The 1,537-nt window shown below is 67.3% G+C and carries 1 protein-coding gene; it reads left to right on the plus strand.

The window, feature by feature from the left end:
- Nucleotides 1-708: 708 nt before the first annotated feature.
- Nucleotides 709-1,537, plus strand: an 829-nt coding sequence (locus ACY45C_RS01140; RefSeq protein ID WP_462185815.1) for a helix-turn-helix domain-containing protein, incomplete at its 3' end; no start/stop codon positions are given.

Raw genomic sequence — 1,537 nt, forward strand, 5'->3', positions numbered from 1 at the left:
CCGCGTACGCGCCGGCACCTGGCTGCGCGGTACGGAGGGCGGCCTCGGCGCGTTGCCAACCGCCCTTGCGCCAGTTGTCCCTGGCCTGCCGGTCGCAAGGCTGCGGCGCCGTCACGCCGGCCCCGGCCCGAACAGCACGCCGGGCCGGAGCCGCCGGTCGCCGGGCGGGCTACACCAGTCGCCGGGACGCACACGACACGCAGGACGCCCGGGACACACAGTGGCGTCGGTGAGCCGGTGAATCCTCGCCATGTCCCACCCCGGTCCAGGTCGTGCGGTCCAAGTCGTGCGGTGCAGTTCTCGGTCGACATGCTCCGTGGCATCAGCTTCAAGACTTAGGAGTCGAAATGAAATAACTTGCGCGTTTCGAACCCTCCACAGGCCTGTGACCTGCGATGATGCTCTCGATCACGTATTTGTTACTTCATTACGTCCCCTTACGCACGACAGGCGGCTTGGGAAGGGTGTGAGAGTCGTCAGACGACCGACGGGGCGGGGGCACACCGCGGGTTCCCCGCCCGGCACAGCGCGGGTTCCCCGCCCAGCACACCGCCGTCAGGACCGCGGTCTCCACGTGCGACGATCCGACGGAGATCCCGGTAAGCCTGGCGCCAGGCGCAGGCTCGCGGGGTGTGACAACAGTCAGACCAGATGAGAACGGCCGGCCGATGAACCATTGCCCTGGACCCGGGTAGACGATAAATGGACATGCAACCCTGCCTCACCGACCTCCTGAACGCACTTGTGCAGTTACGGAAAGCGGCTGGACTGAGCCAGGCCCAGCTCGCCAATCGGGTCCGCTACCAGCCGAGCTACCTGTCGAAGGCTGAACGCGGACTGCTCGGGGTGCCGTCGCAGTCGCTCGTGACCGCGATCGACATAGAGCTGAACGCCGGTGGCTCCCTGATCGAACTGCGTCGTCACGCGTGGCTGGAGGACAAGGGGAGTCAGGCGGGCATCCCGTGGCGACGAGCTCTGGAGGAGGTGGACACCACGGATCATCGACAGCTCACCGTCGGGGAGAGCGCGGCCGCCGTCGGTCCCGTCACGAGATCCGATGCACCAGCCATCCCCGTCCCCGGGCGCACATTCACGTCCACGTCCACGTCCGAGGGAGCCGACCGCCGGACAAGGAACACCGTCGGCCTGTCCGGGCACTGGTGGACGGCCTGGCAGACGTTCCGGGACAGCGAGGAGATCCGCACCTCGCAGGAGGCGAACCTGAACCAGGTCGGCGACGTCATCCAGATGGAGGCGATCTCCCGCGGCCTGTCGGTGGACGAGGGCGGGTACCTCTGGTGGGGCGAACTGCGGGTCTGGGACAACGAGATAATCATGGGTTGGTACGTCGCGTCCGACGGACCGGTCCGGTCCAAGGGGGCGCTGTTCCTCTCCCTGCATCCCCACGGCGACCGGTTGACCGGCCGCTGGGTCGGATTGAGCTATGACGGCCTGTTCATCGAGGGTTGGGGCGCGATGGCCCGCTCGGAGAACACCGCGCTCGCGCTCATCGACCGGCTCAAGAAGCAGTACCCCA

The organism is Frankia sp. CcWB2, assembly GCF_977927585.1.